Origin of the sequence: Paracoccus litorisediminis, from assembly GCF_009711205.1 — a bacterium.
Lineage (GTDB): Bacteria > Pseudomonadota > Alphaproteobacteria > Rhodobacterales > Rhodobacteraceae > Paracoccus > Paracoccus litorisediminis.
Genome location: NZ_WMIG01000060.1, coordinates 1 through 1358, shown reverse-complemented (window position 1 = coordinate 1358; position 1358 = coordinate 1). Strand labels below are relative to the sequence as shown.

Here is a 1358-nt window from a genome sequence, read left to right as displayed (position 1 = left end):
GACCCTCCGCCGATTTGTGCAACATGTGTAACCGCCCCTTGCGCAAGAGGAATTTTCAGAGCTTCTTTTGGCGTGTCATCGGGTGCTGACATGTGTCCGGCCTCTGTTGCGACCTTATCATGCCGCGGGCCCGTATGGTGTTCGCAGGTCGGGTCCAGATCAAAGCCGCGTGCTCGAAGGCACTCTGTTGCACACTGGTTCTCCCGATCCCGTCTCACGACGATTGCGCCAAACTGCTCCTTGCCCTCTTTTGCTCCGACGTCCTCGCGACCTTGACGGCTTACGCCGTTGCGGCCGGAGCCTTGTAGACGCCACCCCGGGCCATCAAGGCCCAAACGATGCGCGCCATCTTGTTCGCCAGCGCTACCCGCACCAGCATTGGCGGCTTGCGCGTCAGCATGTCGCCCAACCATGAGCCTGGTCTGGCCGAGATATGGGCGTGGCGTTTTATAATCACGCTGTTGGCACCGATGATCAACAGGCGCCGCAGGGATCGCTCGCCCATCTTCGTTGTCGCCCCGAGCCGCTGCTTACCGCCTGTCGAATGCTGGCGAGGCGTGAGGCCAAGCCAAGCTGCAAAGTCTCGCCCCTTGCGGAACGTTTCAGGCGGCGGCGCCAGGACTGCGAGCGCCGTGGCGATCAGGGGCCCGATACCCGGGATTGTCATCAGTCGCCGGGCGACCTCGTTCCCCTTGGCCCGTCGGCTGATCTCGGCATCCAGCTTCCCGATCTCCGTTTCGATATGCCGGAGCGCCGCAACTAGCCCCTCCAGCGCGGTGATTGCATCGACGGGCAGACCGCTGTCCCGATCCTCGACGATCGCAATCAGTCGCGCAGCGTTGGCAGCACCCTGAGGCGCGATCTGACCGAACTCGCTCAGATGTCCGCGCAGGGCGTTGATCGCCTGTGTGCGTTGGCGGATCAGAAGTTCCCGGATACGGAAGACCATCGCTGCCCCTTGGGTCTCCTCGCCCTTCACCGGCACAAAACGCATCGTCGGGCGCATCGCGGCTTCGCAGATCGCCTCGGCATCGGCGGCATCATTCTTCTGGCGCTTGACGAAGGGCTTCACATAGGCGGGCGGAATCAGCCGCACTTCATGGCCCAGTTTGCCAATCTCGCGGCCCCAGAAATGCGCACCGCCGCAGGCTTCCATCGCGACAACGCAAGAAGGAAGTCGACCGAAGAAGTCTAACACCTGATCTCGTCGCAGCTTCTGACGCAGAACTGCACGACCGGAGACATCAGCCCCATGAGCCTGAAACACATGCTTCGCCAGATCGAGCCCGACCGTGATAATCTCCGACATGACCGCTCTCCTGTGTGGATCCTCGCAGACCCACCTTGGCACACCGATG

Annotated in this window: 1 protein-coding gene; it reads right to left on the bottom strand. The window is 62.2% G+C overall.

The window, feature by feature from the left end; all coding sequences use genetic code 11:
- Positions 1-280 precede the first annotated feature (280 nt).
- On the bottom strand, positions 281-1309 hold the full coding sequence (locus GL300_RS26035) for an IS110 family RNA-guided transposase (protein WP_155042576.1): 1029 nt from the start codon (positions 1307-1309) through the stop codon (positions 281-283).
- Positions 1310-1358 lie beyond the last annotated feature (49 nt).

Excerpts from the sequence above, each read along its gene's own strand:
- GL300_RS26035 (WP_155042576.1), bottom strand. The coding sequence starts at position 1,309 with ATGTCGGAGATTATCACGGTCGGGCTCGATCTGGCGAAGCATGTGTTT.